The sequence below is a fragment of the Streptomyces sp. NPDC033136 genome, from assembly GCF_055578235.1.
This window is the reverse complement of sequence record NZ_JBVIPD010000008.1, coordinates 259,730-284,875: the sequence shown is the minus strand read 5'-3', so window position 1 is coordinate 284,875 and position 25,146 is coordinate 259,730. Positions and strand designations below refer to the sequence as shown.

Annotated in this window: 19 protein-coding genes, 1 tRNA gene and 2 pseudogenes; 10 read left to right on the top strand and 12 right to left on the bottom strand. The window is 70.7% G+C overall.

Features of this window, described 5'->3' with window-relative positions; translation table 11 throughout:
• Positions 1 to 6 precede the first annotated feature (6 nt).
• Entirely contained in the window at positions 7 to 1,671 is a 1,665-nt protein-coding gene (gene hutU / locus ACZ5TL_RS18150; protein WP_468590823.1) for a urocanate hydratase, read from the bottom strand.
• Positions 1,672 to 1,798: 127 nt separating this feature from the next.
• Between hutU and ACZ5TL_RS18145 the strand changes: the two genes are divergently transcribed.
• Positions 1,799 to 3,163 (top strand): type III PLP-dependent enzyme domain-containing protein, encoded by a 1,365-nt coding sequence (locus ACZ5TL_RS18145; RefSeq protein ID WP_468590821.1) that lies wholly within the window; start codon positions 1,799 to 1,801, stop codon positions 3,161 to 3,163.
• A 295-nt stretch (positions 3,164 to 3,458) separates the two neighbouring features.
• Here ACZ5TL_RS18145 and ACZ5TL_RS18140 read toward each other — a convergent pair whose 3' ends face one another.
• The 3 genes and pseudogenes from ACZ5TL_RS18140 to ACZ5TL_RS18130 all read right to left on the bottom strand — a co-directional run.
• Positions 3,459 to 4,043, bottom strand: a complete 585-nt coding sequence (locus tag ACZ5TL_RS18140) for a hypothetical protein (RefSeq protein WP_468590819.1) — start codon at positions 4,041 to 4,043, stop codon at positions 3,459 to 3,461.
• 102 nt (positions 4,044 to 4,145) lie between these two features.
• The gene (locus ACZ5TL_RS18135) at positions 4,146 to 4,991 is read right to left on the bottom strand and encodes a MurR/RpiR family transcriptional regulator (protein WP_468590818.1); all 846 of its coding nucleotides are present in this window, start codon (positions 4,989 to 4,991) and stop codon (positions 4,146 to 4,148) included.
• A 160-nt stretch (positions 4,992 to 5,151) separates the two neighbouring features.
• Positions 5,152 to 6,120 (bottom strand): annotated as a pseudogene (locus ACZ5TL_RS18130) (alpha/beta hydrolase); the annotation flags it as partial.
• A 67-nt stretch (positions 6,121 to 6,187) separates the two neighbouring features.
• Here ACZ5TL_RS18130 and ACZ5TL_RS18125 point away from each other — a divergent pair.
• Positions 6,188 to 6,553 carry a hypothetical protein gene (locus ACZ5TL_RS18125; RefSeq protein WP_468590816.1) on the top strand — a complete coding sequence of 122 codons (366 nt, stop codon included), beginning with the start codon at positions 6,188 to 6,190 and terminating at the stop codon, positions 6,551 to 6,553.
• 160 nt (positions 6,554 to 6,713) lie between these two features.
• Entirely contained in the window at positions 6,714 to 7,145 is a 432-nt protein-coding gene (locus ACZ5TL_RS18120) for a hypothetical protein (protein ID WP_468590814.1), read from the top strand.
• A gap of 500 nt (positions 7,146 to 7,645) precedes the next feature.
• Here the strand turns inward: ACZ5TL_RS18120 and ACZ5TL_RS18115 are convergent, their stop codons facing one another.
• On the bottom strand, positions 7,646 to 9,034 hold the full coding sequence (locus ACZ5TL_RS18115; protein ID WP_468590812.1) for a cystathionine beta-synthase: 1,389 nt from the start codon (positions 9,032 to 9,034) through the stop codon (positions 7,646 to 7,648).
• 158 nt (positions 9,035 to 9,192) lie between these two features.
• On the opposite strand from ACZ5TL_RS18115, the gene ACZ5TL_RS18110 reads away from it, so the two are divergent.
• From ACZ5TL_RS18110 to ACZ5TL_RS18100, 3 genes are all read left to right on the top strand, one after another.
• Positions 9,193 to 10,218 carry an SGNH/GDSL hydrolase family protein gene (locus ACZ5TL_RS18110; RefSeq protein WP_468590811.1) on the top strand — a complete coding sequence of 342 codons (1,026 nt, stop codon included), beginning with the start codon at positions 9,193 to 9,195 and terminating at the stop codon, positions 10,216 to 10,218.
• Positions 10,219 to 10,347: 129 nt separating this feature from the next.
• A complete protein-coding gene (locus tag ACZ5TL_RS18105; RefSeq protein ID WP_468590810.1) occupies positions 10,348 to 11,568 on the top strand; it encodes an acetyl-CoA C-acetyltransferase in 1,221 nt (406 codons plus the stop codon).
• A 273-nt stretch (positions 11,569 to 11,841) separates the two neighbouring features.
• On the top strand, positions 11,842 to 12,624 hold the full coding sequence (locus ACZ5TL_RS18100; protein WP_468590809.1) for a hypothetical protein: 783 nt from the start codon (positions 11,842 to 11,844) through the stop codon (positions 12,622 to 12,624).
• A gap of 298 nt (positions 12,625 to 12,922) precedes the next feature.
• Here the strand turns inward: ACZ5TL_RS18100 and ACZ5TL_RS18095 are convergent, their stop codons facing one another.
• On the bottom strand, positions 12,923 to 13,234 hold the full coding sequence (locus ACZ5TL_RS18095) for a hypothetical protein (protein WP_468590808.1): 312 nt from the start codon (positions 13,232 to 13,234) through the stop codon (positions 12,923 to 12,925).
• 101 nt (positions 13,235 to 13,335) lie between these two features.
• Here ACZ5TL_RS18095 and ACZ5TL_RS18090 point away from each other — a divergent pair, with 101 nt between their 5' ends.
• Positions 13,336 to 13,566 (top strand): DUF4287 domain-containing protein, encoded by a 231-nt coding sequence (locus ACZ5TL_RS18090; protein WP_030242638.1) that lies wholly within the window; start codon positions 13,336 to 13,338, stop codon positions 13,564 to 13,566.
• Between the two features lie 140 nt (positions 13,567 to 13,706).
• Here the strand turns inward: ACZ5TL_RS18090 and ACZ5TL_RS18085 are convergent, their stop codons facing one another.
• A complete protein-coding gene (locus ACZ5TL_RS18085) occupies positions 13,707 to 14,615 on the bottom strand; it encodes a Bax inhibitor-1/YccA family protein (RefSeq protein ID WP_468590806.1) in 909 nt (302 codons plus the stop codon).
• Positions 14,616 to 14,773: 158 nt separating this feature from the next.
• Positions 14,774 to 15,949 carry a 4-hydroxybenzoate 3-monooxygenase gene (locus ACZ5TL_RS18080; RefSeq protein ID WP_468590805.1) on the bottom strand — a complete coding sequence of 392 codons (1,176 nt, stop codon included), beginning with the start codon at positions 15,947 to 15,949 and terminating at the stop codon, positions 14,774 to 14,776.
• Positions 15,950 to 16,620: 671 nt separating this feature from the next.
• On the opposite strand from ACZ5TL_RS18080, the gene ACZ5TL_RS18075 reads away from it, so the two are divergent.
• Positions 16,621 to 17,010 carry a hypothetical protein gene (locus ACZ5TL_RS18075; protein ID WP_468590922.1) on the top strand — a complete coding sequence of 130 codons (390 nt, stop codon included), beginning with the start codon at positions 16,621 to 16,623 and terminating at the stop codon, positions 17,008 to 17,010.
• Between the two features lie 199 nt (positions 17,011 to 17,209).
• Here the strand turns inward: ACZ5TL_RS18075 and ACZ5TL_RS18070 are convergent.
• Positions 17,210 to 17,779, bottom strand: a pseudogene (locus ACZ5TL_RS18070) (dienelactone hydrolase family protein); the annotation flags it as partial.
• Positions 17,780 to 17,992: 213 nt separating this feature from the next.
• Positions 17,993 to 18,076: transfer RNA gene (locus tag ACZ5TL_RS18065), tRNA-Leu, on the bottom strand.
• A 426-nt stretch (positions 18,077 to 18,502) separates the two neighbouring features.
• Here ACZ5TL_RS18065 and ACZ5TL_RS18060 point away from each other — a divergent pair.
• Both ACZ5TL_RS18060 and ACZ5TL_RS18055 read left to right on the top strand, forming a co-directional pair.
• Positions 18,503 to 19,273, top strand: coding sequence for an ABC transporter ATP-binding protein (locus ACZ5TL_RS18060; RefSeq protein WP_468590804.1), 771 nt, complete (start codon positions 18,503 to 18,505; stop codon positions 19,271 to 19,273).
• Between the two features lie 38 nt (positions 19,274 to 19,311).
• Complete coding sequence (locus tag ACZ5TL_RS18055; protein ID WP_468590803.1) at positions 19,312 to 21,840, top strand: ABC transporter permease; 2,529 nt, start codon at positions 19,312 to 19,314, stop codon at positions 21,838 to 21,840.
• Between the two features lie 57 nt (positions 21,841 to 21,897).
• On the opposite strand, the gene ACZ5TL_RS18050 is transcribed toward ACZ5TL_RS18055, so the two are convergent.
• Both ACZ5TL_RS18050 and ACZ5TL_RS18045 read right to left on the bottom strand, forming a co-directional pair.
• The gene (locus ACZ5TL_RS18050; protein WP_468590802.1) at positions 21,898 to 23,226 is read right to left on the bottom strand and encodes a class I SAM-dependent methyltransferase; all 1,329 of its coding nucleotides are present in this window, start codon (positions 23,224 to 23,226) and stop codon (positions 21,898 to 21,900) included.
• A gap of 245 nt (positions 23,227 to 23,471) precedes the next feature.
• Positions 23,472 to 24,860: an NAD(P)/FAD-dependent oxidoreductase gene (locus ACZ5TL_RS18045; RefSeq protein ID WP_468590800.1), complete on the bottom strand. Its 1,389-nt coding sequence runs from the start codon at positions 24,858 to 24,860 to the stop codon at positions 23,472 to 23,474.
• Positions 24,861 to 25,146: the final 286 nt, after the last annotated feature.

Here is a 25,146-nt window from a genome sequence, read left to right as displayed (position 1 = left end):
CCCGGGTCACGCCGGGTCACCCTCGCGCATCGGCACCCGCACGCCCCGCTCCCCCGCCACCGACTCCGCGATGTCGTACCCGGCGTCGACGTGCCGGATGACACCCATGCCGGGGTCGTTGGTGAGGACCCGGCGGATCTTCTCCCCGGCGAGTTTCGTCCCGTCGGCGACCGTCACCTGCCCGGCGTGGAGGGACCGTCCCATCCCGACCCCGCCGCCGTGGTGGATCGACACCCAGGACGCCCCGGAGGCCACGTTCACCATGGCGTTCAGCAGCGGCCAGTCGGCGATGGCGTCGGACCCGTCCAGCATCGCCTCGGTCTCCCGGTAGGGCGACGCCACGGACCCGCAGTCGAGGTGGTCGCGGCCGATGACGACCGGCGCGGCCAGCTCCCCGCTCGCGACCATGTCGTTGAACCGCTCACCGGCCTTGTCCCGCTCCCCGTACCCGAGCCAGCAGATGCGCGCGGGCAGCCCCTGGAAACGGACCCGCTCCCCGGCCAGGCGGATCCAGCGGGCGAGGGACTCGTTCTCGGGGAAGAGGTCGAGGATCGCCTTGTCCGTCCTGGCGATGTCGGAGGCCTCACCGGACAGGGCGGCCCAGCGGAACGGGCCCTTGCCCTCGCAGAACAGCGGGCGGATGTACGCGGGGACGAAGCCGGGGAAGGCGAAGGCCCGGTCGTACCCGGCGAGTCGGGCCTCGCCGCGGATGGAGTTGCCGTAGTCGAAGACCTCGGCGCCGGCGTCCATGAAGCCGACCATCGCCTCGACGTGCCGGGCCATGGACTCGCGGGCACGGGTGGTGAAGCCGGCCGGGTCCTTGGCGGCGTAGGAGGCCATGTCGTCGAAGTCCACGCCGAGCGGCAGGTAGGCCAGCGGGTCGTGGGCCGAGGTCTGGTCGGTGACGATGTCGATCGGGGCGCCCATGGCGAGGAGCTGCGGGACCAGCTCGGCCGCGTTGCCCAGGACGCCGATGGACAGGGGGCGGCGGGCGTCGCGCGCCTCGGTCGCCAGCTGGAGCGCGTGGTCCAGGCTGTCTGCCCTCACGTCCAGGTACCGGTGCTCGATGCGCCGCTCGATCGCCCGCGGGTCGCAGTCGACGCAGATCGCCACACCGTCGTTCATCGTCACGGCGAGCGGCTGGGCCCCGCCCATGCCGCCGAGACCCGCGGTGAGGGTGATCGTGCCCGCCAGCGTTCCGCCGAACTTCTTCGCGGCGACGGCGGCGAAGGTCTCGTAGGTGCCCTGGAGGATGCCCTGGGTGCCGATGTAGATCCAGGAGCCGGCAGTCATCTGGCCGTACATGGTCAGGCCCAGCTGTTCGAGCCGGCGGAACTCCTCCCAGGTGGCCCAGTCGCCGACGAGGTTGGAGTTGGCGATGAGGACGCGCGGGGCCCACTCGTGGGTCTGCATCACGCCGACCGGGCGTCCGGACTGGACCAGCATGGTCTCGTCCTGCTTCAGGCCCTTGAGCGTGCGCACCATCGCGTCGAAGGAGCGCCAGTCGCGTGCGGCCTTGCCGGTGCCGCCGTAGACGACGAGCTTGTCGGGGTGCTCGGCGACCTCCGGGTCGAGGTTGTTCTGCAGCATCCGCAGGGCGGCTTCCTGCTGCCATCCCAGGGCGCTCGGTTCCGTGCCGCGCGGCGCTCGGACAGGGCGGGGTCCTGACATGGTCTGCCTCCTGGTGGGGTCTCCCGGCGGATGTTGCTGCATCCATTCACATCCTGGACTCCTGAATAGGGCTAGTCAATACGGCGGGGGGTCGGCGCGGCCGTGCCGTGGATGTTTGGCTGGATGCATGGGCGCACACATCGAGGCGGAAGAGGCGGGCGGCTCCGGTGCGGGGCGGGCGGCCCGGCGGGACGAGGCGGTGCGGGCCGCCGTGGAACAGGGACTGCTGGGGCCCGGCAGCCCCATCCTCGGGCTGCTGGACGTCACAGGTGTCCAGGAGTCGGCGGCGGAGTTGCGGACGGCGTTCGACGCGGTGGTGGCACCGGGCACGCCCGTGCTGCACGCCTTCGCGGTGAAGGCGACCCCGCTGGTACCGGTGCTGCGGCTGCTGCGCGAGGAGGGCATCGGCGCGGAGGTCGCGAGCCCGGGCGAGCTGGCCCTGGCCCGGTCGGCGGGAATGCCGCCGGACAGCACGGTGCTCGACTCGCCCGCGAAGACGCCGGCCGAGCTGCGGGAGGCGCTGGCCTCGGGCATCGCCGTCAACGCGGACAACCCGCAGGAGCTGGCGCGCCTCGACGGCCTGGTGCGGAGGGACGGCGGCCACCGCTCCCCCCTCGGAATCAGGGTGAATCCGCAGGTCGGCGGGGGCACCATCGAGGCGTTGTCGACGGCGACGGCGACCTCGAAGTTCGGCGTGGCGCTACGGGACGAGGGCGCCCGTGAGTGGGTCGTCCAGGCGTATCTCGACCGGCCGTGGCTGACCCGGCTGCACACGCACACCGGGTCCCAGGGGATCCCGCTGTCCCTGATGGTGCGGGGCGTGGCGGAGGCGTACGCGCTGGCCGAGGAGATCAACCGGCGGGCCGGGCGGCGGCAGGTCGACACACTCGACATCGGCGGCGGGCTGCCGGTGAACTTCGCGTCGGACGCGACGACCCCGACGTACGCGCAGTACGCGCGGATGCTGGCGGAGGCCGTGCCGGGGTTGTTCGACGGGCGGTACGGGCTGGTCACCGAGTTCGGGCGGTCCCTGCTGGCGAAGCACGGGACGGTGGTGGCGCGGGTCGAGTACGCGAAGGTGTCCGGCGGGCGGGCGGTCGCGGTGACACATGCCGGGGTGCAGGTGGCCACGCGGACGGTGTACGCGCCGGGGAGCTGGCCGCTCAGGATCGCCCCGTATGACGCGAAGGGGCGGGTGAAGGACGGGCCCCTGGTGGTGCAGGACGTCGCCGGGCCGGCCTGCTTCGCGGGGGACCTGCTGGCCGAGGGGCGGTCCATGCCGTTGCTGGAGCAGGGGGACTACGCGGCGGCGCTGGACACGGGGGCGTATTACTTCGCACACCACTACGGGTACAACTCGCTGGTGCGGCCCGGGGTTTACGGGTTCTGGCCGGATGGCCGGTTCGCGGTGGTGCGGCGGGCGCAGACCGTGGAGGAGGTGGTCGCCGAGTCCGGCGGGGGACAGGTGGACGCGCTGACGGAAGCGCCGTAGGGCTTGAGGGCCCCCGGGGCTGCGCATCGTCGTCGTGGGGCTCGGGGGCACCGGGGCTGCACGGCATCGCCGTAAGGGCTTCGGCCACCAGGGCTGCGCAGGGTCACCGTGGGGCCTCGGGGGGGGACCGAGACCGCGCGCCATCGCCGTAAGGCTTCGGCGGCCACCGAGGCTGTGCGTCATCACCGAGGCTTCGCAGGGACACCGGGAGTGCGCGACCGTTGTGGCCGGCCGCGCAGCACCTCGTACCCCGTAACTCCTGCCCCGTGCCCCCGAACAGGCCGCACTGGCCCGGTCAGACGAGTGCCGGTGTCTTCTTCCGGGCGCCGCCCGGGGTCGCGTCACCCGCCTCGATGCCCGTGCTGCGGTAGGACTTGACCGGCTTGCCGGCCGGGCTGCCCGCGCCCGCGCGCAGCCAGTCGACCCGGACCCACAACAGCACCTCGCCGGCCCGCTCGACGCGGCCCAGCCACGCCGCCTTCAGCCACAGTCCCGCTCCGCAACCCGCCAGGAGCATGCCTCCCGCCGCCGGTACCGCGAAGGCGGTGCCCAGGGCGGCGAGGAAGGCGAACAGCAGCCACCAGCGGTGGCCCCGGCGCCAGTTGCGTACCGACACCGCGCGGTCCTGCAGGATGTCGTGCCTGCCGGCGCGGGTCGCGGAGGCGGCCAGGGTGACGTAGCGCTTGCGGCGGCCGTAGGCCACCACCGCCGCCGCCAGGACGAACAGAGCCGCCCCGGCCAGGACGCCGATACGGCGTCCGGTCAGTCCCGGTGTCAGCAGGCCGATACCGGCCGCGAGCACCCCCAGCCACCACAGCGGGGCGGCCCCCGCCCGTACCACGACGGCCACCCGGGCCAGTCCCTGTGCTCCTCGTGTCACGTTCAGCCTCCGTCTCCTACCCGAAGCGTCTGAAAGGTGTTGTAGGAGAAGCACGCTAGCGACGCAACGTGAGAAGAGTCTGAGAATCCGCCGAGCGTGCCGTCAGTCGACGAAGAGGCCCCTCGCTGCCGCCTTCGCGTCGAACTCCTCCAGGCGGGACTGGGCCTCGGGCAGGTCGTCGCACATCGCTTCCAGCAGGACCCGGCCGAGCAGCATCGGGGCGCAGGCCGTGTCGAAGGCGAGGCCGGTGCCGACGGCGGCGGGGAGCAGCAGGTCGGACACCTTGGCGACGGGTGCGAAGGCGGAGTCGGCGACCGTGACGACGGTCAGCCCGGCCTCCTCCTTGGCGTAGACGAGGGTGTCGAGGACCTCGCGGGGGTGCCGGGGCAGTGCGAAGCAGAGCAGTGCGGTCGCGCCGGCCCGGACGGCGGCGTCGATGCGGTCGTGGAGCATCGTGCCGCCCTCGCCGAGCAGCCGTACGTCGGGGTGGACCTTGGCGGCGAAGTAGGCGAAGCCGTGCGCCTGGGCGGCCGCCGCCCGCAGTCCGAGGACGGGGAGCGGCCGGGAGGCCGCGAGGATGCGCCCCGCGCGCAGCACGGGCCCCGGGTCGGCCAGCGCCTCCGCCAGGTGCCGCAGGTTCTCGATCTCGGCCTCGACGGCCTGCTGGTACTCGTTGTGGGCCGCGGCCTGCGCGGCGGGCTCGGCGGGGGCGACCTCCCGCAGGTGACGGCGCAGGGCGGGGTAGCCGTCGAATCCGAGGGCGACGGCGAAGCGGGTCACGGACGGCTGGCTGACCCCGGCCAGTTCGGCGAGCTCCACGCTCGACAGGAACGGCACGTCGGCGGCGCGCCGCACCATGCTGTGCGCGATGCGCCGCTGGGTCGGCGTCAGCCGGTGGCCCTCGAAGAGCGCCTGCAGCCGCGCGGCAGGGCTGTCGGTCACGCTCATGACGTGCTCCCCCTCGCCTATTCAGTAGCTGAGGATTCTGCATGAGCATATGCAGACCGGCAAGCGGAGCGGGGCCGGAGGCCCACCGCTGGGAGCGGCGGGCCGGCATGCCCGGTTGGGGGCCTTCCGCGGGCGGATGGCCCCCAGGGGCTCCTGGCGATCAGAAGCGGCTGGCCATCCCCGGAATGCCCGGGGGTGTCGGGAGCGGCAGCCGGTCGGGGGCGTGGTGTTCGTCTGCGGCCGGAGCGGCCTCGCAGGTCAGGTCCTTCGTGGGGAGCTTGCCGGTGGTCAGGTAGGTGGTGGCCGTCTTGTCGGCGCACGACTTGGTGCCGTAGGTGCCGTGTCCGGCACCTCCGGCGACCGTGACCATCTTCGAGCCCTTCATGGCGCGGCGCAGGCCCTGGCCGCTGGTCAGCGGCGTCCGGGGATCCCACTCGTTCTGGAGGATCAGCGCACGGACCTTGTTGCCGATCCTGGTGGCGGGCTCGCTGCCGTTCTTCTTCCAGAAGGCGCACGGCTTGATGTGGGAGGCGAAGTCGCCGTACAGCGGGTACCTGGCCTTGTCCCGGATCGCGTCCTTGCGGTACTGCCCGGGATCGCGCGGCCAGGCGCGGGTGTCGGCGCAGACGACGGCCCAGAAGCCGGCGTCGCCGTTGTCCTCGGGCACGGCCCGGCCGAAGGACGGCGGAAGGGGCTCGGGCGTCCTGAGCTCCCGGCCGGCGGACGGACGGGCCCCGGTGGCGGCCTTCTTCAACTCGGCGACCGCTTCGGCGGCGTCGCGCGGGCTGAAGAACGTGCCCCGGAGGCCGTGGCGGATGTCGTCACCGGTGAGCCGCGTGCCGTCGAGGTCGATCGGTTTGCGGTCGGCCCGTGCGACCAGGCCGTGGAAGGCCTTGCGGACCGCCTCGGGAGTCCGGCCCAGCTTGTAGGTGGCGTGCCGCGCGGCGGTCCACTCGGTCCATCGGGTGAAGGCGGGCTCGGTCCCCTCCGCCCAGACCTGGATCATCCCGCGCCAGACCCGGGCGGGGTCGACGGCGCTGTCCAGCACGAAGCGGTCGGTGCACTGGGGGAACATCTGCGTGTAGACGGCGCCGAGGTAGGTGCCGTAGGAGTATCCGAGGTAGGAGAGGTGATCGCCTTCATCATCAAGTGCATCCGCTGAAGTTGCTCGGCACCGCGCGAATCCTGGGGCATCCATGGCCTACATCTTCATCTTCGGTTGTTTCCTCCTGCTGGGCGTGGCCAGTTCACTGGCCGCACGCACCGGTTACCGGGGCAAGGTCTGTGACCGTTCCGACGGGTACGAGGTCCCTGCGGAGGTGAAGTCCGACCCCGGGCTGAGGAAACAGGCGAATGACCTGGTGGCCTTCTGGTGCACCGGGGCCGCGGTGCTCAGCTTCGCCCCGTTGGTACCGATCGGCACGGTCATCATGAGCGGCGGTGGCCGAGCGGTCGGCACCTGGGGACTTGTGGTCCTCGCCCTCTACGGCCTGGCCGTGGTGAGCGTGAGTGCCTTCCCGTTCGAGAAGATCAAGAGCCTGAGGCGGTCCGCCGAGCGGTGAACAGAGCAAGGGCTGCCGCGTCATGGGGGCCGGAGCGGGCGCCTTGTCAGCTCTCCCTTTCGGCGGCGTCTCCCACCGGCCCCCTGCCCCGCCAGCCCCCGCTCCGAATGGGGGGCTAACCCCAGTGCGGCCCGTGCCACCGCTTTCTACCGTGGGGGACATGACCGGAATGGACGCGCGGGACACCGAGCTGAAGAAGGAACTCGACGCCGCCCTGCACGCGCGCGGGGAACTGGGCGAGGAGTACGAGTCCGCGCTGGTGGACTCGTTCCTGGAGAAGGTCGACCAGCGGATCGACGGAGCGGTGGAGCGCCGGGTGCGCCGGCAGCTCGCCGAGCGGCAGATGCAGACAGCCCGGGAATCCCGGTCGCCGGGGGCCACGGACTCCTGGGGCGAGCGCTTCGGCTTCGGGATCGTCTCCCTCGTCCTCGCGGTGCCGCTGTCCGCGATCGGCGGGGGCATCGCGCATCTGCCCGGCCTGATGGTCGCCTGGGTCGGCATCGTCGGTGTCAACATCGCCCAGGCCGCCCGCACCAACCCGGGCCTGTTCGGGCGCCGCAAGTCCTCCCGGGACAGCGACTGGGAGGACTGAGCCCTCGGTCTTCAGCCCGGCGGAGCGGGTGGCGCCGCCGGGGAGGCTGGGCGACGAGCCGCGCGGGCTGATGGTCCGTAAGCATGAGGCCCGTCAGGAAGAGCACGCGGGCCGGCAGCCCGGGAAGAGCCCGCGCCCGTGAGAGAAGTGCGCGGGGACCGCCGCACCCCCGTGAACGGGGGGCGGGACGACGGCGGTCCCCGCGAAGGACGCGGGCCGGGCAGGCCGGGCTTCGCGTCCGTGGCGTCCGTGGAGGTCCGGGAGCCGCTCCGGAGGTCCTTCGACGCCGTTCGCCGCCGGCCGGGGCGGGGAGCCTCCCCCAGTGCTCAACGCCTGGGAGGTACCCCCATCGCCCTGCCGACACCCACCAATGTGCAGCACTCGTGTTAAGCGGGTGCTGCGCGAACGTGACACCCGCGTACCACTTCCGCGAAGTCCGCGAAGATCGACGGGCACCTCAAGTTCACCCGGTTCACGGGGAGTTCACCGGATGTTGGCCGTCACTTCCCGGTGCGGGCGAGGAAGGACAGCAGGTCCTGCCGGCTGACCACCCCGGTCGGCTTGCCCTCGACGAGGACGATCGCCGCGTCCGCCTTGCCGAGGACGGCCATCAGGTCGGCGACGGGTTCGCCGGAGCCGACCTGGGGCAGCGGGCCGGACATGTGCTTCTCCAGCGGGTCGTCCAGCGAGGCGCTCTTGCTGAACAGCGCGTCCAGCAGCTCGCGTTCCACCACCGAGCCGACGACCTCGGCGGCCATCACGTCGGGGTGCCCGGCGCCCGGCTTGACGACCGGCATCTGGGAGACGCCGTACTCGCGCAGCACGTCGATGGCCTGGCCGACCGTCTCCTCGGGGTGCATGTGGACGAGGGAGGGCATGCGGTCGCCCTCCTTGTCGTTCAGGACGTCGCCGACGCGGGCGCTGGGCCCGGCGTCCTCCAGGAAGCCGTAGTCGGCCATCCACTCGTCGTTGAAGATCTTGCTGAGGTAGCCGCGGCCGCTGTCCGGCAGCAGGACCACCACGACGTCGTCCGGGCCGAGCCGCTCGGCGACCTCGAGCGCGGCGACGACCGCCATGCCGCAGGAGCCGCCCACCAGCAGGCCCTCCTCCTTGGCCAGGCGGCGGGTCATCTGGAAGGAGTCCTTGTCGGACACGGCGACGATCTCGTCCGCGACGGTGCGGTCGTAGGCGGTCGGCCAGAAGTCCTCACCGACACCTTCGACGAGGTACGGCCGTCCGGAGCCGCCGGAGTAGACGGAGCCCTCGGGGTCGGCGCCGACGACCTTCACCTTGCCGTCGCTGACCTCCTTCAGATAGCGCCCGGTGCCGGAGATGGTCCCGCCGGTGCCCACACCCGCCACGAAGTGGGTGATCTTCCCCTCCGTCTGCTCCCACAGCTCGGGGCCGGTGGAGTGGTAGTGGGAGAGCGGGTTGTGGGGGTTGGAGTACTGGTCGGGCTTCCAGGCCCCCGGCGTCTCACGGACCAGCCGGTCGGAGACGTTGTAGTACGAGTCCGGGTGCTCGGGGTCGACGGCCGTCGGGCACACGACGACCTCGGCGCCGTACGCGCGCAGCACGTTGATCTTGTCGGTGCTCACCTTGTCGGGGCACACGAAAATGCACTTGTAGCCCTTCTGCTGGGCCACTATGGCGAGCCCGACCCCGGTGTTGCCGCTGGTCGGCTCGACGATCGTGCCACCGGGCTCGAGCGCGCCGCTCTCCTCCGCCGCCTCGATCATGCGCAGGGCGATGCGGTCCTTCACGGAACCGCCGGGGTTGAAGTACTCCACCTTGGCCAGGACGGTCGCCCTGATGCCCTTGGTCACGCTGTTGAGCCTCACCAGCGGGGTGTTGCCGACGAGGCTGATCATCGAGTCGTGGAAATGCACCGTTGTCTCCGGATGCCGCAAAGAAGTGGTCCTAGTGGTGCCGCCAGCCTATGGCCTGCCGGTGGTCCGTGACGGTCGTTCACTCCCCGTTGAGATTGGGCGACGGGCTGTACGGGGCAAGCACTGGGTGTACGGGTTCGAGGAGGTGGCGGCGACGCATGACGAGCATGTCGAGGGCGAGGGTGGCCCGGCGGATCGCGGCCGGCGCGGCTTACGGCGGCGGCGGGATCGGTCTGGCCTGGGCGGCCACCGTGGGACTGGTGCTGGCGGAGGTGCGGCTGGCGCGGCGCCGGGTGGGGAACGGCACGTCGCCGCATGTGCCGCACACGGACGGGCTGTACGGCCGTACGTACGCCGTCCCCGCACAGGCGCCGCTGCGGCTGACGATGCTGGGTGACTCCACGGCAGCCGGTCAGGGGGTGCACCGGGCCGGGCAGACGCCGGGAGCGCTTCTCGCGTCGGGCCTCGCGGCGCTGGCGGAGCGCCCGGTCGAGCTGTGCACGGTGGCGACCCCGGGGGCCCGTTCGGACGACCTGGACCGCCAGGTGGCCCTGGTGCTTGCCGATCCCGGCCCCGCACCCGACGTGTGCGTGATCATGGTCGGCGCGAACGACGTCACCCACCGCATGCCCCCGACCCGCTCGGTCCGCTACCTGTCCTCGGCGGTGCGCCGGCTGCGTACGGCCGGTGCCGAGGTCGTCGTGGGCACCTGCCCGGACCTGGGCACGATCGAGCCGGTCCGGCAGCCCTTGCGCTGGCTGGCCCGACGGGCCTCCCGCCAGCTGGCGGCCGCCCAGACGATCGGAGTGGTCGAACAGGGCGGCCGCACCGTGTCCCTGGGGGACCTGCTGGGCCCCGAGTTCGCCGCGAACCCGCGCGAGCTGTTCGGCCCGGACAACTACCACCCCTCCGCCGAGGGCTACGCGACCGCGGCTATGGCGCTCCTGCCGACCGTCTGCGCCTGTCTCGGCCTGTGGCCGGCCGAGGAGGAGCGGCCGGACTCCTCCCGCCGCGAGGGCTTCCTGCCGGTGGCCCGGGCGGCGGCGGAGGCCGCCTCGGAGGCGGGCACGGAGGTCGCGGCGGCCATGCCGTCCGGCCCGCGCGGCCCGTGGGCCCTGCTCAAGCGCCGGCGGCGCCGGCGGGTGCCCGAGCAGGAACCGGCCCCCGCCGCGCCCTCCAACTGAGGGAGGCGAAAAAGCAAGCGCTTGGAAACTGCGGTCAGGGTCACACCTCGACACCCGTGACCCAGGCCATACGTACGGGTAACTTCCCAGTCAGCCCGCCCGACCACCCGGTACGTCAATGGAGCCGTGATGCCCGAAGCCGTGATCGTCTCAGCCGCCCGCTCCCCCATCGGCCGCGCCGTCAAGGGCTCCCTCAAGGACCTCCGCCCGGACGACCTGACCGCCGCGATCGTCCAGGCCGCCCTGGCCAAGGTCCCCGAGCTGGACCCGAAGGACATCGACGACCTGATGCTCGGCTGCGGCCTGCCCGGCGGCGAGCAGGGCCACAACCTCGGCCGCATCGTCGCCGTGCAGATGGGCATGGACCACCTGCCGGGCTGCACCATCACCCGGTACTGCTCCTCCTCGCTGCAGACCTCCCGCATGGCCCTGCACGCCATCAAGGCGGGCGAGGGCGACGTCTTCATCTCCGCGGGTGTGGAGACGGTCTCCCGCTACGCCAAGGGCAGCTCCGACGGCCTGCCCGACACGCACAACCCGCTCTTCGCCGACGCCGAGGCCCGCACCGTCGCCACCGCCCAGTCCGAGGGCTCGACCTGGCACGACCCGCGCGAGGACGGCCTGCTGCCCGACCCGTACATCGCGATGGGCCAGACCGCCGAGAACCTGGCCCGCGCCAAGGGCGTCACCCGCCAGGACATGGACGAGTTCGGCGTCCGCTCGCAGAACCTCGCCGAAGAGGCCATCAAGAACGGCTTCTGGGAGCGCGAGATCACCCCGGTGACCCTCCCCGACGGCACGGTCGTCTCCACGGACGACGGCCCCCGCGCCGGCGTCACCCTGGAGGGCGTACAGGGCCTCAAGCCCGTCTTCCGCCCCGACGGCATGGTCACCGCAGCCAACTGCTGCCCGCTGAACGACGGCGCCGCGGCCCTGGTGATCATGTCCGACACCAAGGCCCGCGAGCTGGGCCTCACCCCGCTCGCCCGGATCGTCTCGACCGGCGTCTCCGGCCTCTCCCCCGAGATCATGGGCCTCGGCCCGGTGGAGGCGAGCCGGCAGGCCCTGCGGCGGGCCGGGCTGAGCATCGACGACATCGACCTCGTCGAGATCAACGAGGCGTTCGCCGCCCAGGTCATCCCCTCCTACCGCGAGCTGAACATCCCGCTGGAGAAGCTGAACGTCAACGGCGGCGCCATCGCCGTCGGCCACCCCTTCGGCATGACCGGCGCCCGCATCACCACCACGCTCATCAACTCGCTCCAGTTCCACGACAAGCAGTTCGGCCTGGAGACGATGTGCGTCGGCGGCGGCCAGGGCATGGCCATGGTCATCGAGCGCCTCAGCTGAGCGCCCCACCGTAGCCGCCATAGCACGCACGGTGAGGCTTGGGCCCAGAACCCCGGAACCCCCGGGGTTCTGGGCTGTTTTGTGATCCAATCTCCCCCAGGATGTGACCTATCTCCCTCCCCGAGAGGAGAAGCCCTGGTCACAGCAGCCCCACCCCCTCCCCCGAGACTGAAGCCCTGTCCGTTTCGTGACGTTACGCACTGACAGCTGGTCAGTCCGCCCTTCAAGCTGATGTAGGAAGTCGGGGGTCGACTTTGAACCGGGAGTACGTCAGTGAGCGCCATGCCGATCGCGTTGCTGGTCACCACGGCCGCCACGGGCGCCGTGGGCGTCGCCGTCCTGCGCACCGTCCTGCAGCTGCGCCGCCAGGTCGCGGCCCTGCACACCGCGCTGGCCGAGAACCGCGCCGCCGCCACCCGCGCACTGCTGCCCGCCGCCCGCACCGCTGCCGACACCGACGAGATACGGGCCGCCGTGGCGGCGGCACTCGCCGAGGAGCGGGAGCGGGAGCTCGCCGAGGCGCGCGCCTTCTGGGCCGCCCAGGAGGCCCGTGACGCCTCCGACGCGCCGTCCCTGCTGGGCCTGCCCGACACCGATCTGTTCCTGCCCCGGCAGGCCGATTTCGCGGGTCTGGAGCCGGTGTCCGAGCCCGGCGCGGACACCGAGGAGCCCGCGGGCGAGTCGGCGGAGCTGGCCGCCGCCCGCCGCCGTCACCCGTCCCACCCGGACTTCGTGCCGAACCCGTCGCCGGTCGTGAACGACCACGAGCGCACGGTCGCCGCACTGGAGGAGCTGGCCGCCTCCCGCGTCGAACTGACGGACGTCCGCCCGGGTCCCCTGGGCACCCTCGACGTCTACGTCTTCGCCGACGGCACGACCCTGTGCATGACCCCGGGCCACCGGGAGACGGCGGAGCACCTCGCCGCGGCCCTGCGCGCGGGAGACATCCCCGTCCTCCTGGGCGGCTCCGGCATCTCGGGCGCCTACACCCTGACGTTCGAGTGCGGCAAGGAGAACGTCTACATCCTGGCCGACCGGGTCATCGCGTCCCTGTAGCGCAGCGCCCCACAAGGGGCGCGAGGCCGCGTCGATGTGCGGCTCCGCCGCGCGGCCCGACCGCCACGAACCACCCGCACCCGCGAACGGCGCCAGGGCCTGTTGCGAAAGTGGCGTCGTCGCCCGAAGGGGCGGCCGCGCGGCGTCCGGTGCGTGCTCTGGGGGTACCCCCTGCTCGAAGAGCTTGGGGGGGAGTGCCGTGCGGAAGCCCTCGTACTGGGCGTACTCGGGCTTTCGGACGGTGCGGCGAGAGGGCGTGCCGGGCGTCGCGCGGCAGACGCCCCTTTCGTAACAGGCCCTAGACCCCCGCCCGCTTCTGCGCCTCCTCCACCAACCGGACCGCGTCGTCGACGTCGGCGTCACTGGGAATCACCACCGCCAGATCATGCACGGCGACAGTGATCTGATCCGCCGCCGCGAACATCCCCGCGTCCGGCATCTCCCGGGGCTCCGCGCCCGGCTCCTCCAACTCCTGCGCCCACCGGGCCAACTCCCGGGCCAGCCCGAGAGCCTCGGCGGCAGCGCCCCGCTGCAACCGGCTCTGGGGCGCAGCCCTCAAACGATCGGCGAAGTGATCCACCGCACGGGTCAGAGGCGTCGTATCAACCACGCCGCGAGCGTACGCGTCGCACCGGGACTGTTGCCAACGGGCGAACACTCAGGCACGGTGACCTGAAGGACCGGCTTACATCCCAGCATCCGGAGGCGCCGATGTCCCAAGTCTTCTCCGAAGAGACCCATCGCAACCTGCTCGCCCGCATCCCCCACTGCACCGGTCGTGAGATCTCCGACTGGCTTCGCACCGTCGACGAAGGGCCGGCCCTCTTCCGCTTCGAGGAAAAGGTCAGCTGGCTCCGGCACGAACACAACCTGGCGTACGGTCACGCCAAGGCGATCATCCACGAGTACGACCTGAGGAGGGCCGCGCGCAAACTGCTCTAGGCGCGCACCGTCTCGACGACGAGACCGTCCGAACGAACTGCCGGAACGAACCGTCTGGACAAGCCGTCTGGACGGACCGTCTGGACAACGCGAAGGGCCCCGGCCGAAGCCGGGGCCCTTCGCGTACGACAGGTCGGAGACTAGTCGCTGCTGTTGAGGATCGAGATGAGCCTCAGGAACTCCAGGTAGATCCACACCAGCGTCAGCGTCAGGCCGAAGGCCGCGAGCCACGCCTCCTCGCGCGGGGCGCCGTAGGCGACGCCGTCCTCGACCTGCTTGAAGTCCAGGGCGAGGAAGCAGGCACCGAGGATGATGCCGACGACGCCGAAGACGATACCGAGGGGACCGCTGCGGAAGCCGAGACCGTCACCGCCGCCGAACACCGCGAACAGCAGGTTCACCATCATCAGCAGGATGAAGCCGAGCGCGGCCGCCATCACGAAGCCGTAGAAGCGGCGGTTGACGCGGATCCAGCCGGCCTTGTAGGCGATCAGCACACCGGCGAAGACCGCCATCGTGCCGATCACGGCCTGCATGGCCGCGCCATCCGCGATGCGGTTGTCGACGATGTTGGACACGACGCCGAGGAACACACCCTCGAACGCGGCGTACGTCAGGATCAGCGCGGGCGAGGCCTTGCGCTTGAAGGACTGCACGAGCGCCAGGACCATGCCGATCAGCGCGGCGCCGATACCGATGCCGTAGCTACGGCCGATGTTGGCGTCGTCGATCGGCAGCAGCGCCCAGGAGAGCGCCGCGGTGAGGATGAGCACACCGAGCGTGCTCGCCGTGCGCAGGACGACGTCGTCGATGGTCATCCGGCCGGTGGTGGCCGGGGCCTGCGGCGGCGCGCCGTACTGCAGGTCCTGCTGGGCGTACGGGTTCTGCGCGTACGGGTTCTGCGCGTACGGGGCGCCCGTCGGCTGCGCGTACGGGTTGCCCTGGGTGGCGACAGCGGGACCCCCGGCCTGCGGCGCGGTGTTGAAGCCCGCGTAGCCGTTGTCGCGGCTGAACCCCCGTCGCGAGAAGACCGGGTTTCTGCTCCTCATTTCACTCCTCCATGGCCAACACTGCGTGACCTTGGGCTCAAGAGTAATAGGTAGGCAAAGGAATGACCCTACTGCTTGGGGAGGATCTTTCCCTCATCGTGCTGCGCAACACGCTACGCCGCTCCCTGATTCCCCCGACCGGAGGGGGTCATTCACCGTCACCCGAGCGGGAAGCCCGTGTACCCCTCCGCGAGGTCCGCCCCGGCGGCACGGGAGGAGGCGATCCTGTCCAGCCGGGCGAGCTGGAGGCGGTCGTCGAAGGGCGTCGCGCCGGGGACGCGGTGCAGAAGGGTCGTCATGTCGTAGGAGAACCGCTCTGCCTGCCAGACCCGGCGCAGGCAGGTCTGCGAGTAGGCGTCGAGGAGTTCGGGGGATCCGGTGCTCTGCCGGTGGATCAGGGCCCGGGCGAAGGTGACGACGTCGCCGGCGGCGAGGTTCAGGCCCTTCGCGCCGGTGGGCGGCACGATGTGGGCGGCGTCGCCGGCGAGGAAGAGGCGGCCGTGGCGCATGGGCTCGTGCACCCAGGAGCGCATGGGCGTGACCGACTTCTGGGTGATCGGGCCGCGCGCGAGGCGCCAGTCGTCGGCGGTCTCGAAGCGGCGCTCCAGCTCGTCCCAGATCGCCTCGTCGCTCCACTGGTCGGCGTCCGTGCCGTCGGGCACCTGGAGGTAGAGGCGGGAGACGCTCGGCGAGCGCATGGACAGCAGGGCGAAGCCGCGGTCGTGGCGGGCGTAGACCAGCTCGTCGTGCGAGGGCGGCACGTCGGCGAGGATGCCGAGCCAGCCGAAAGGGTACGTCCGTTCGAAGACTTGGGTGAGCTCGGTGGGAATCGCCTTGCGGGCCACCCCCCAGAAGCCGTCGCAGCCGACGACGTACGCGCACTCCAGGACGTCCTCGCGGCCCTCGTGCCGGAAGCGGATCCGCGGGGCGTCGGTCGCGGCGTCCTCCACGGCCAGGGCCTCCGCCTCGAACAGCAGCGGGCCGCCCTCCCGGAGCTGCAGGGCGATGAGGTCCTTGCAGACCTCGGTCTGGGCGTAGACCATCACGGACCGGCCGCCGGTGAGGGCGGGGAAGTCGACGCGGTGGCGCCGGCGCCCGAAACGCAGTTCGATGCCGTCGTGGCGCAGCCCCTCGCGGTCCATGCGCTCCCCGGCGCCGGCCGCGCGCAGCACGTCCGCCGTGCCCTGCTCCAGGATCCCGGCGCGCTGGCGTCGCTCGACGTAGGCGCGGTCGTGACTCTCCAGGACGACCGAGTCGATGCCCGCGTTGTGGAGCAGCCGGGCGAGGAGGAGGCCGGCCGGCCCCGCTCCGATGATGCCGACGGTGGTGCGCATCGGACGACCTCTTCTCATCCGGTCGACAGGGCCCGTGCGTCAGAGCCCTGTTCGGCAGAGTCTGTACCGCAGCGTACGTGCGGCAACTTGTTCGTCAGGTGAAATTCTCTTCACCATTGACCCAGTGAGTCTCCGACGGTATGCGGCCGCTGTCAACGGGCACGCCGTGAGCTCCTCAATGGACCACACGGGGATCGGAAGGCGCACCCGGAGGCGGACTCGAACCTGACCCGGCATCACCTCTGGCCTGCGGCGACACTGTGACCTCGTCGAATGTTCCCGCGTCCTCACGCATACTCCACAGCCAGGACCTCGCACAGCGGCAGGCCCTCCCGGAACTGCAGGTGATGTGGTTCCTGGCGCGCGAAGATCCAACTCCGATCCCCTTCAAAACCCTCCGTGACCGCATGTGCAATCTGAGCAACATCTGAGCCGGAACTGTGGCTTCCAACACATCAGTTGGCTGCTGGAGCTGATCATGTAGGTGATGACCAGCCGGGCGCAGAATCCCTTACAAGAAGGCGGGCAAGGCTTTCAAGAAGGGCATCGCGGGAGGTCTTCGAAGAGGCCGGCTCCGGCATCGGCGGGATGACCGCGGGCATCCTTGGGGCCGCTGGCGTCATCAAGCACTGCTGGTAGGCGACGGAGCTTGAAGGAAGGTGGTGTTGACCATGGATTTCGTGGCCAATGTCCTGCGTTGGGGCTTCTTCAGTGGCGGGACCCTGCTCTTGGTCGCCTTCGCCGTAACAGCCGTGCGGGAACGCCGCTCTGGCGTCAGCTTCGGTGAACTCGCGGACCTGACGGAACGCGAGTGGTTCAGCGCGGGAAAGGTGTTCTTCACCGTCCTCGTCGGCCTGGCCGGCTCTTGGGCGGCGGCATACGTGGGCGGGACACGCAGCGGACTGTCAGAGTCCGTTCCGATTCTGTTCCCGCTGGGTATTGTCGCCGCCTTCACTGTCTGCCGCTTGACCACGGTTGACGGCAGTCATCCTCTGCGAGTGAAGGCCATAGCGCTGGTAGCGGCGCCGTTGGCGCTCGGCACCGTCATGACGGGCTGGTAGACCGGAGGTCGGTGCCGGTGCCGTCGGCCCGGTGACTGTCGACGGCACCGGCACCGGCCGCCCGCCCACACCCGCCGGCGGCCCGCGGGGACGCCCTGTCCCTGTGCTGCGATCCTGGCCGCGTACCGACCGGGGAGCCGGCCGCATTTACCCGTTGCTCCAGAACCGTGTACTTCAGGCTTGGTTGCGAGCCAGAGCCTCAGCGGTTGGCCAGGGTGCGGTCGAGTAGGGGCAGCAGGCGGTCCCAATGGCGCTGCAGAGCGGCGGGGTTGAAGGCATCGGTGTCGGACATGGTGAAGCCGTGGATGGTGCCGGGGTAGATCTCCGAGGTGAAGCCGACCCCTGCGGCGTCCAAGGCCAGGTTGAGTTCGTCCAGGGCCTCGGGCGTCATGTCGCCTTCGGCGTGGCCGAGGTGGACCTGGGCGGTTAGCTTGGCGAAGCTGTCGGACCCGTCAGCGCCCACAGGGCCGTGGAACGCGGCGACGGCGGCCACTTGGCCGGGGTGGGCCGCGGCGGTGCGTATCGCCAGGAGGCCGCCTATGCAGTAGCCGGTCACCGAGACCGGTCCGGCGCCGACCTCGTGCTGGGTGGTGAGGAACCTGAGGTAGGCGGCGGCATCGCTCAGGACACGTTCGGCGGTGTGCGCCTCGATCAAGGGCATCAACTGGGCCATGAGGGCGGGCCGAACCTCTTCTCCGATGTGCTCGGGGAGTTCGATCACCGGAGCCGGGCCGTGCCGGTAGAAGAGGTTGGGGACGAGCACGTAGTACCAGCCAACGAGGTGGGCGCTGCGACGGACTCACCGCTCAGGCGGCACTCCGAGCCGCCGGCCTTCGACTGGCCGCACGAGGCTCAGGACTCCAACGTCCCGGTCCGCCCGGCCTGCTGGTACTGCTCCACGGACACGCCGTGTGCCGACGACACGAACGAGCGACGGCGCCGACCGGCCACACCGGCAGGCCAAGCGCCGTGAGCATAGAAGTGCCCGGAGCCGGACTTGAACCGGCACGCCCGCGAAGGGGCAGCGAGGTTTAAGCTCGCCGTGTCTGCATTCCACCATCCGGGCAGGCCATGGGCTCCGCGTCGAGGTTCCGAGACTATCGGGACAGGTCCCTCGAACAGCGGACGCGTGGACCGATGTTGTCTTATTTTATTGACGCCTGAGGGTGCATCAGCACATGGAACGCGCCATCCGCACTTGCCAATAGCCTTGCGTGCGACGGTCGGCCGCGTATGCGGAATGACGGAATTTCACCGCTTGAACAAGGGCACTCCACCTGTTCTCGACACCCGGAGACATCCGTACCCGACACCGGCCCCCTCAGGGGAGTTCGTCATCCCCAGGTATGACACCGACCCGCGCGGTCAGACCGCAGTACGCCTGCGGAACCGGAACAACGGGTGACTACACGGCGCCGTGGGACCCGGACGATGGAACACGTCTTCCCCTCGCATCACCGACCCGTACGCCGTCCGACAGGAGAGCCATCCCGTGACCACCGCATCCCTCGCCGACCGGGCCACCACCATGGCCGCGCGCGCCACAGATCTGTCGAAGATCTACGGACAGGGTGAGACCCAGGTGGTCGCCCTGGACCGGGTCTCAGTCGACTTCCGGCAGGCCGAGTTCACCGCGATCATGGGCCCCTCCGGCTCCGGCAAGTCGACCCTGATGCACTGCGTGGCCGGACTCGACACCTTCTCCTCCGGGTCGGTGCGCATCGGCGACACCGAGCTCGGCACCCTGAAGGACAAGCAGTTGACCAAGCTGCGCCGGGACAAGATCGGCTTCATCTTCCAGGCGTTCAACCTGCTGCCGACCCTGACGGCCCTGGAGAACATCACCCTTCCGATGGACATCGCCGGCCGCAAGCCCGACAAGCAGTGGCTCGACTCCGTCATCGCGATGGTCGGCCTGGCGGACCGGCTCGGCCACCGGCCCGCCCAGCTGTCCGGCGGTCAGCAGCAGCGCGTCGCCGTGGCCCGGGCCCTGGCCTCCCGGCCCGAGATCATCTTCGGTGACGAGCCCACCGGAAACCTCGACTCCCGCTCCGGCGCCGAGGTGCTGGGCTTCCTGCGCAACTCCGTGCGGGAGCTGGGCCAGACGGTGGTGATGGTGACGCACGACCCGGTGGCCGCGGCCTACGCGGACCGGGTGGTCTTCCTCGCTGACGGCCGGGTCGTCGACGAGATGCACCGGCCCACGGCCGAGACGGTCCTGGACCGCATGAAGGCGTTCGACGCCAAGGGCCGCACCAGCTGATCCCCCGTCAGGACTGACAGGACTGAGAAGAAGAACCCATGTTCCGTACCGCCTTGCGCACTGTGCTCGCGCACAAGGCCCGGCTCCTGATGACCGTCCTCGCCGTGATGCTCGGCGTGGCCTTCGTGTCGGGGACCCTGGTCTTCACCCACACCATCTCCGACGCGTTCCAGAAGAGTTCCGCCAAGGGCTTCGACCAGGTCGACGTCGCCATGACGGCGGACTACCGGGAAGCCGAGGGCGACCAGGTCGGCGAGCTCCACGAACTGGACCAGGCCGTCTTCGACAAGATCGAGCGGGTTCCCGGGGCCGCGTCCGCCATCGGAGTCGTACAGGGCTTCACCGCGATCGCCGACAAGGACGGCAAGCTGATCGGCGACGGCTTCCAGTCGCAGGGCGGCAACTACTGGGGCTCGAATGACCCGCGCTACCCCCTGGTCAGCGGGCACGCCCCCAAGGGCCGGGGCGAGATCCTCATCGACTCGGCCACGGCGAAGCGCGCCGGATACAAGGTCGGCGACACCCTGCGGATGTCGGTCGACGGGCCGGTCCTGACCCCGCGGATCACCGGCATCTTCACCACCGACGACGGCAACGTCGCGGCCGGCGGCAGCCTCACCCTCTTCGACACGGCGACCGCCCAGAAGCTGTTCGGCAACGCGGGCGTGTACGACCAGATCGACGTCAAGGCGAAGCCGGGCGTCACACAGGCCGCGCTGAAGGCGGAGCTGGACAAGGCGCTGCCCGAGGGCACGGTCGAGACCACCACCGGCAAGGAGCTCGCCGACGACCAGGCGGAGGCGATCGCCCGGTCGATGAGCGGCATGCAGACGACCCTGCTGGTCTTCGCCGGCATCGCCCTGTTCGTCGGCACGTTCATCATCGCCAACACCTTCACCATGCTGGTCGCCCAGCGCACCAGGGAGCTGGCGCTGATGCGGGCGGTCGGCGCCTCCCGCCGCCAGGTGACGCGGTCGGTGCTCATCGAGGCGTTCGTGGTCGGCGCGGTCGCCGCCGTGACCGGGCTGGTCGCGGGCATCGGCATCGGAGCCGGACTGCGCTCCCTGATGGGGACGTTCGACGCGACCGTGCCGGACGGGCCGCTGATCATCAGGCCCGCCACGATCCTCACCGCGCTCGCGGTCGGCATCCTGGTGACCATGCTGGCGGCGTGGCTGCCGGGCCGCCGGGCCGCGAAGATCCCGCCGGTGGCGGCCATGAACAGCGTGCACGCCAAGGCCACGACCAAGTCGCTGGTGCTGCGCAACACGCTGGGCACCCTGGTCTCGGGCGCGGGCATCGCGATCGTCCTGGTGGCCACGACGATGGACGGCTCGGACGGCCAGATGCCCATGGGCCTCGGCGCGGTACTGCTGATCATCGGCGTGTTCATCCTGACCCCGCTGCTGTCCCGCCCGCTGATCGCCGCCGCGGCGCCGGCGCTGCGCGTCTTCGGCGTCTCCGGCAAGCTGGCCCGGCAGAACTCGGTGCGCAACCCGCGCCGTACGGCCGCCACCGCCTCCGCGCTGATGATCGGCCTGACCCTCATCACCGGCATGACCGTGACGGCGGGCAGCCTCCAGCAGGCCATCGAGAAGATGGCGGCGGCGTCGATCAAGGCGGACTACGTGGTGTCCATGGCGAACGGCAACATCCTGTCGCCGGACGTCGAGAAGAAGCTGGCGCGGACCGACGGCGTCACCGCCGCCAGCCCGATGCTCAACGCCGAATCCCGGATCGACGGCCGGACCGAGTATCTGACCGGCGTCAACGGCGCCGCGATCGGCGAGCTGGTCGGCCCCGAGGTCGACGAGGGGTCCTTCACGGTCGGCGGCACCCAGGTCGTCGTGGACAGCGCAACGGCCAAGACCTACGGCTGGAAGGCCGGCTCCTCCTTCACCGCCTCCTTCGAGGACGGCGAGAAGCAGAAGCTGACGGTCGCCGGGACCTACGAGAGCAATGACTTCCTGAGCGGCGTCCTGCTCGACCAGTCGATCCTCGCCCCGCACGTGTCGGACCCGTACACCATGAACGTCATGGTGAAGACCGCCGACGGCACGTCCGGCGCGACCCAGGACAGGCTGGAGAAGGCCCTCGGCAGCAACCCGGCCATCAAGGTCCAGGACAAGCAGGACATCTCCAACGAGATCGCGCAGATGTTCACGCTGCTGCTGAACATGGTCTACGGCCTGCTCGCCATGGCGGTGATCGTGGCGATCCTCGGCGTCGTCAACACCCTGGCCATGTCGGTCTTCGAGCGCTCCCAGGAGATCGGCATGCTCCGGGCGATCGGCCTGGACCGCAAGGGCATCAAGCGGATGGTCCGCCTGGAGTCCCTGGTGATCTCCCTGTTCGGCGCGGTGCTGGGCATCGGCCTGGGCGTGTTCTTCGGCTGGGCGGCCGGTGAGCTGCTGGCCACGCAGCTCGCGACCTACGAACTGGTCCTGCCCTGGGCGCGGATCGGGATCTTCCTCCTGCTGGCCGCGACGGTGGGTGTCCTCGCGGCACTGTGGCCGGCGCGGCGGGCGGCCCGGCTGAACATGCTGGAGGCGATCAAGGCCGAGTAGCCCCGGACGTACGCGGGCCCCCCTTCCCACTCGTGGGAAAGGGGGCTTTCGTCGTTCTCAGTTCCAGGTGCGGGCGCGCAGCGGCATGCCCGACGCCCCGGACTCGGGGGTGCGGACGGCCAGGACCTGGTTCACGCCGATGCGGTTGTGCTCGAAGGCGAGCGCGGAGGCGGCCATGTACAGGCGCCAGACCCGGGCCCGGCCGGGGCCGGCGAGCTGGACGGCACGCTGCCAGTCGCCTTCCAGGCGGGCGACCCACCGGCGCAGGGTGAGGGCGTAGTGCTCGCGGATCGACTCGACGTCGCGCACCTCGAACCCGGCGCGCTCCAGCTGGGCGACGGTGCTGCCGATGGGCTGGAGCTCGCCGTCGGGGAAGACGTAGGAGTCGATGAACGCGTCGACGCTGTACGTCGTCTCGTCCCGGTGCGGGCGGCGGGCGATCTGGTGGTTCAGAAGCCGCCCGCCGGGCGCCAGCAGGGCGAACAGCTCGGCGGCGTATGCCAGGTACCGGTCGGCGCCGACGTGTTCGGCCATGCCGACGGAGGAGATCGCGTCGTACGGCCCGTCACGGACGTCCCGGTAGTCCTGGACGCGGATCTCGACCTTGTCGGTGAGGCCCTCGCCGGCGACGCGCTTGCGGGCGTACGCGGCCTGCTCCTGGGAGAGCGTGATGCCGACGACGCTCACGCCGTGCTCGCGGGCGGCGTGGATGGCCAGGGAGCCCCAGCCGCAGCCGACGTCGAGCAGCCGCTGACCGGGCCTCAGGCCGAGCTTGCGGCAGACGAGTTCGAGCTTGTCGCACTGGGCCTGTTCGAGGGTGCTGTCGGGGGCGGGCCAGTAGGCGCAGGAGTACACCATGGACGGGCCGAGGACGATCTCGTAGAAGTCGTTGCCGACGTCGTAGTGGTGGCTGATGGCGCGTCTGTCGGTGTGCTTGGTGTGCCGGGGGCTGAGGGGGCTGCGGGGGCCGCGGAGCCGGCGGACGCGGCGAGGGCTGCGGGTCTCCTCGCGGGGCGGAGCCGGGGGCAGCGGGGGGCCGGCCAGTAGGACGAGTCCGCGGACGGCGGCGCGGACCTCCGGGTCGCGCAGGGCCTGGGCGAGGGTGCGGGCGTCCTCGCCGCGTTCCCAGATGAGACCGGCGAGCAGGTCGAGGGTGGCGTAGAGGTCGCCCTCGATGTCCAGGTCGCCCGCCACCCAGGCGCGGGCCAGACCCAGTTCGCCCGGCTTCCACAGCAGGCGGCGCAGGGCGCGGCGGTCGCGTACGACCAGAGTCGGCGCGCCCGGCGGGCCCGCCTGCGAACCGTCCCAGGCGCGGATGCGCACGGGAAGCGGTGCTCCCAGCATCTGTGCGAAGAGGCCCTGCAGCCGCAGCGCGGCGTCTGCCATGGTGTACACCTCCGATGGGGGTGTCCCCTGCTCGAGCGAAGTCGAGAGCTTGGGGAAGGGGAATCCCGGAATGTCCGACACAACGTAAACACCTGCGGGGCCGCACCGCAGCCCCCGGCACGCGTCATGACCGGGCAGAGCCGGTTCTTCCCCCGCCCGGCGGCCAGGCCCCGGCACGCCGAAGGACCTCCCGCACCACGGATGGCGGGAGGTCCTTCGTCAGGCGGATGCTGCCGGACCGGAGGTCAGGAGGCCTTGGCCTTCGCCTCGGTCTTCTCCTTGGGGGCCGCGGCGACCGGGGCCGGCTTGGCGGCCTCGTAGAACTCCTCGCGCGGGGTCTCGATCGCGCCGAGGGAGACGACCTCGCGCTTGAGGAACATGCCGAGGGTCCAGTCGGCGAAGACGCGGATCTTGCGGTTCCAGGTCGGCATCGCCAGGCCGTGGTAGCCACGGTGCATGTACCAGGCGAGGCGGCCCTTGAGCTTGATCTTCATCTTGCCCATGACGATCATCGCGACGCCCTTGTGGAGGCCGAGACCGGCCACCGCGCCCTTGTTGGCGTGGGCGTAGTCCTTCTGCGGGAAGCCCCGCATACCGGAGACCACGTTGTCGCCGAGGACCCTGGCCTGGCGCAGCGCGTGCTGGGCGTTCGGCGGGCACCAGGCGTTCTCGTTGCCCGCCTTGCGGCCGACGAGGTCGGGGACCTGGGCGTTGTCGCCGGCGGCCCAGATGTAGTCGGTGCCCTTGACCTGGAGCGTCGGCTCGCAGTCGACGTGACCGCGGGGGCCGAGGGGCAGACCGTAGCGGGTGAGGGCCGGGTTGGGCTTGACGCCGGCGGTCCAGACGATGGTGCTGGAGTCGACCTCGAGGCCGTTCTTCAGCACCACGTGGCCGTCGACGCAGGAGTCCATGGAGGTGGACAGGTAGACCTCGACACCGCGGCCCTCGAGGTGCTCCTTGCCGTACTTGCCGAGCTTGGGACCCACCTCGGGGAGGATCTTGTCGGCGGCGTCGACCAGGATGAAGCGCATGTCCTCACGGGACACGTTCTTGTAGTACTTGGCCGCGTCGCGGGCCATGTCCTCGACCTCGCCGATGGTCTCCGCACCGGCGAACCCGCCGCCCACGAAGACGAAGGTGAGCGCCTTGCGGCGGATCTCCTCGTCGGTGGTGGAGTCGGCCTTGTCCAGCTGCTCGAGGACGTGGTTGCGCAGGCCGATGGCCTCCTCGATGCCCTTCATGCCGATGCCCTGCTCGGCGAGGCCGGGGATCGGGAAGGTGCGGGAGACCGCGCCGAGCGCGATCACCAGGTAGTCGAAGGGCAGCTCGTAGGCCTCGCCGACCAGCGGAGAGACCGTGGCGACCTTGCGGTCCTGGTCGATGGTGGTGACCCGGCCGGTGAGGACCTCCGCCTTGGGCAGCACGCGTCGCAGCGGAACGACGACGTGGCGCGGGGAGATGTTGCCGGCGGCGGCTTCGGGGAGGAAGGGCTGGTAGGTCATGTACGACCGGGGGTCGACGACCGTGACGGTCGCCTCGCCGTAGCGCATCTTCTTCTGGATGCGCCGAGCTGCGTACAGGCCTACGTACCCACCGCCTACTACGAGGATCCTGGGACGCTCCGTGGTGCTCATGCCATCGAGTATCCACCCGCCTCAGGGGGTGGGCTCGTGCGCCCCTTCACAAGCTCCCCCAGGGTGTGTGCTATCCTGCGCGGCTCGCGTGATCCACGTCATGGTGACAACCGGGCTCCTTTATGCACCCCGGACCGTTGTCAATGCCGCGTGAGCTGCCTCTCTGGGCGGGAAGACACCCGGTGAGGGCCTTTTGGGGTGCCGCTTCGGGCACCTTCCCGGCCACCTCCATACCATGCTTCTGAACATGTTCAAGAGGCTGTTCGGCCCCCGGGCGGGCCAACGG